This window comes from Streptomyces sp. NPDC092952 (genome assembly GCF_044754785.1).
Classification (GTDB): Bacteria; Actinomycetota; Actinomycetes; order Streptomycetales; family Streptomycetaceae; genus Streptomyces.
The window spans coordinates 1-4519 of the sequence record NZ_JBIVPT010000053.1 but is presented as its reverse complement, the minus strand read 5'-3'; the positions used below and the strand labels follow the sequence as shown (position 1 = coordinate 4519).

Genomic DNA, 4519 nt, shown 5'->3' with positions numbered 1-4519 from the left:
GGCCGGGGCCCCGCCCGCACACCGTGCCGCGTACGCCTGCGTCAGATCCCGTGCCAACGGACCCACCGACCATCCGTCCCCCGCGATGTGATGCAAGGTCACGGACAGCAGGTGCTCGTGTTCATTCAGTTCGAACAGGTGTGAGCGGAGAGGGAGTTGGCAAGACAGGTCGAAGCCGCGGGTCACCTCGGCGGTCAGTTCGGCGGCGAGGCGCGCCTCATCAGTCCGGGTGACCGGCAGGGGCACCGGTACCGGGTCCTGGATCCGCTGGTACGGGCCGTCGGCGTCCTCGGCGAACACGGTGCGCAGCGACTCGTGCCTGGCCACCACATCACCCAGCGCGCAGGTGAGTGCGTCCCGGTCGAGGGGGCCCGTCAGGCGCAGCACGGCCGGGATGTTGTAGATGGCGTCGACCCCGGTGAACTCGCGCAGGAACCACAGACGTTCCTGGGCGAAGGAGAGCGGCAGCCGGTCCGGGCGGCCCCCGGCGGCGGCATCGGCGGCCAGGATCCGCAGGGGGGCGGCACTGTCGAGCGCGGCCAACTGGGCGACGGTGGGTGCTTCGAAGAGCCGACGGACCGGGAGTTCCAGGCCGAGTACGGTGCGGATGCGGTTGGCGAGGCGGGTGGCGAGCAGGGAGTGGCCGCCCAGGTCGAAGAAGCTGTCGTCGATGGAGACCTGTGGTACGCCTAGGACGTCCGCGAACAGTCCGCACAGGATCTCCTCGCGCGGCGAACGCGGTGCGCGCCCCGAGGTCAGGGCTGCGTACTCGGGCGCGGGCAGGGCCTTGCGGTCCAGTTTCCCGTTCGGCGTGAGAGGCAGCGTGTCCAGGGCCACGAACGCCGAGGGCACCATGTGCTCGGCGAGCCTGGCCTGGGTGTGCCGCTTCAACTCGGCTGCGAAGAAGGTCTGTCCGACAGCCAGTCCGGAGGCATGCCAGGCGGCCGGAACCCAGTAGGCCACGAGCCGCTTGTCACCGGGCCGTTCCTCACGCACGACGACCGCGGCGCGGGAGACTGCGGCGTGTGCCGTGACAGCGGCCTCGACTTCACCCGGCTCAATGCGGAAGCCGCGGAGCTTGACCTGGTCGTCGGCCCGCCCCAGATACTCCAGTTCCCCGTCGGCTGTCCATCGCGCCAGGTCACCGGAACGGTACATCCGTTCGCCCGGCGCCCCGAACGGGCAGGCGACGAACCTCTCCGCACTCAGATCTGGACGGTTCACATAACCGCGCGCGAGCCCCGCGCCCGCGATGTACAGCTCGCCCGGGGCGCCCACCGGGACGGGGGTGAGGGCCGCGTCGAGGACGTACAGCCGGGTGTTGACGATGGGTGTGCCCATCGACGGTGAGACAGCCCCGGCCAGGGGGGCACTCATGCAGGCGCACACCGTGGACTCCGTAGGACCGTACGCGTTGATCATGCGGCGGCCCGGGGACCAGCGGCCCACCTGGTCCGGCGGGCAGGCCTCACCCGCGACGACCAGCGTCGTCACCGTGTCGAGGGCCCCGTCCGGGAGGACTGCGAGCGCCGAGGGCGGCAGCGTGACATGGCTGATCCGCTGTTCGGCGACCAGCGCGGTGAGCGCGAGGCCCGGCATCAGACGGTCGGCGGGCGCGAGGACCAGGGTGGCGCCGGCGAGCAGCGCCATGCACAGCTCGGACACGGCCGCGTCGAAGCTCGGCGAGGCGAAGAGCAGCACCCTGCTGTCGTCGGTGACGGCGAACGCGTCGATCTGGCCGGCGGCGAGGCTGGCGATGCCCCGGTGCGAGACAGCCACGCCCTTGGGCAGGCCCGTCGAGCCGGAGGTGTAGATGACGTACGCGGGATGGTCGGGGTCGACCGGCGCAAGATCGTGCGCCGGCTGTGCCGCGATGTCGGAGGCGGCTGGCCACGTCTCGTCGACGACGGCCACGGGCCGGGAGTCGCCGAGGATGTGCGCGATTCGGTCGGCGGGGTACTCCGGGTCCACGGGGACGTACGCCGCACCGGTCTTGACCACAGCGAGCAGCGCCACCACGAGGTCGGTGGAGCGTGGCAGGGACACCGCGACATGCTGTTCGGGACCGGCGCCGCGTCCGGCGAGCACCCGGGCCAACCGGTTCGCCCGGGAGTTGAGTTCGGCGTAGGTCAGCTCGATGCCCTCGAAGGCGACCGCGGGCCGGTCCGGGGTTTGGGCCGCCTGTGCCTCGAAGAGCTGAGGCAGGGCGCCGGAGGGCACCTCGCGTGCCGTGTCGTTCCACGCGCCGAGCAGGGCCGCGCGCTCGGCGGCGCCGAGGACATCGACCCGGCCGACCGGAGCGGAGGGGTCCAGAGCGAAGCTCTCCAGGACGCGCAGCAGACGGTCGGCGACCGCCCGGGCGTCCTCGCGCGTGACCAGGTCGGGCTGGAAGTCGAGGCGGAAGTCGAGTTCCTCGCCGGGCACGGCGACCAGGCCGTACGTGTAGTGCGTGGCGTCGCGGGTCTCGGCGCCGGTGAGACGGATGCCTGCCGACTCGGCGTCGGCGGTCAGCGAGGCCGGGTCGAGGGGGTAGTTCTCGAACACCATCGAGGTGTCGAACAGCGGGCCGGCGCCGGCCAGTTCCTGGATCCGGGCGAGGCCGAGGTGCTGGTGGCCGAGCAGTCGGGCCTGCTGCGTCTGCAGGCGGACCAGGAGGCCGGCCAGGGGTTCGGCGGGACGCAGGGCGAGCCGCAGGGGCAGGGTGTTGATGAACAGGCCGATCATGGCCTCGGCGCCGTCGAGCTCCGGCGGCCGGCCCGACACGGTCACACCGAAGGCCACGTCGGCGCGCCCGGTGAGCCGGGACAGGACCAGCGCCCAGGCGGCCTGCGTCACGGTGTTGAGGGTGACGCCCGCCTCTCGTGCGCGCTCGGCCAGCCGGGCCGTGAGTCCGGCGGGCAGCACGAAGCGCAGGGTGTCCGGCAGTTGGGGGGCGCGGCCCGGCTCGGGCACTGCGAGCAGCGTCGGCTCGTCGAATCCGGCGAGTGCCTCGCGCCAGGCCGCGGCGGCCGCCTCGTCGTCGCGGCTCGCGAGCCACTCCAGGTGGGCACGGTAGGGGTGGGCGGGCGCGAGGGGTTCGCCGCGGTACAGGGCGAGGAGTTCGCGCAGGACCACGGGGAGCGACCAGCCGTCCCACAGCACATGGTGCTTGGTGATCACGAAGCGGTACCTGTCTGCGCCCAGGCGCAGCAGCGTGAAGCGGACCAGAGGGGGCTGGGTCAGGTCGAAGCGGCGGTCCCGGTCCGCGTCGAGCAGGGCGCGGGCGGCCGCTTCGGGGGCGTCCTCGTGGGTCAGGTCCCGCTCGTCCCAGGGCAGGGGGACATTGCCGGGTATGGCGAACACTGGCCGCCGCAGGCCCGCGTGGTGCACGGCGGCGCGCAGCTGGGGATGGCGGGCGAGCAGCGCCCGTGCGGCCTCCCGCAGGGCGGTGGCGTCGAGTTCACCCGTCAGGTCGACGGCGATCTGTACGGTGTACACATCGCCCTGGTCGGTGTCGAGGGAGTGGTGGAAGACCAGACCTTCCTGGAGCGGGGTGAGCGGCAGGACGTCCGTCAGGCCGGGAACGGCACGCTCCAGGGCCTCGATCTCGCGCTGGTCGAGGACGGCGGGGGCGATGTCGGACGGTGTAAGACCGCCGCGCTCTGCTGCAGACGCGAGCTCGGTGAGGGCGCGCAGCCAGCCCTGGGACAGGGCGCGAACGTCCTCCTCGCCGAGCAGGCCGGTTGCCCAGGACCAGCGGACCATCAGCTCGGGACCCTGCTCGCCGTCGCGGGTGAGGGCGTTGACCTCAAGGGCGTGGGTGAGCGGCATGGCGGCGTCACGCCCGCCGCCGATGACCGCGTCCGGCAGGGCCGTCCAGTCCCCTTCGACGCGGGCGGCGAGGCGGCCCAGGTAGTTGAACTTGATCTGCGGACGCGGCAGTCCGCCCAGGTGGGCGGACGTCTGCGGGTTGAGCTCGCGCAGCAGACCGTGGCCGAGACCGGTGCCGGGCACCGCGCGCATCTGTTCCTTGATGAGCTTGAGTGCGGCGGCGGGGTCGGTGACCGTGCCAGGCGCCAGGTGCACGGGGTGGGTGCTGGTGAACCAGCCGACGGTGCGGGTCAGATCGGTGCCGGGCACCAGCTCCTCGTCGCGGCCGTGCGCCTCCCGTTCGACCAGGACGCCCCCGGCGTCGGCTTGCCATTCCCGTACGGCGAGCGCGAACGCGGTAAGCAGGACGTCGTCGACGTCGGCACGGAACGCGGCGGGGACCGTGGTGAGCAGTTCGCGTGTCACGTCCGCGGACAGGCCCACCACCAGGTCGCCGGCGGTCGCGACGGTGTCGCGGTCCGGGTCGAGCGGCCGGCTTCCGAGTCTCGGCGTGGGGCGTTCGAGAACCTCGGTCCAGTATGCCGACTCCTGTGCCAGGGCCGGGCTCAGGGCCATCTCGCGCAGGCGTCGGCTCCATTGTCGCAGGGAGGTGCCGATGGGTTCGAGGGCCGGTTCGCGTCGGGCTGTCACGTCCTGCCAGGCTTGGGCG

The 4519-nt window shown here is 72.5% G+C and carries 1 protein-coding gene; it reads right to left on the bottom strand.

Annotation, left to right across the window (positions count from 1 at the left end):
- Positions 1 to 4500, bottom strand: a 4500-nt coding sequence (locus ACIQGQ_RS37140) for an amino acid adenylation domain-containing protein (RefSeq protein WP_402405094.1), incomplete at its 3' end; no start/stop codon positions are given.
- Between the last annotated feature and the right edge of the window lie 19 nt (positions 4501 to 4519).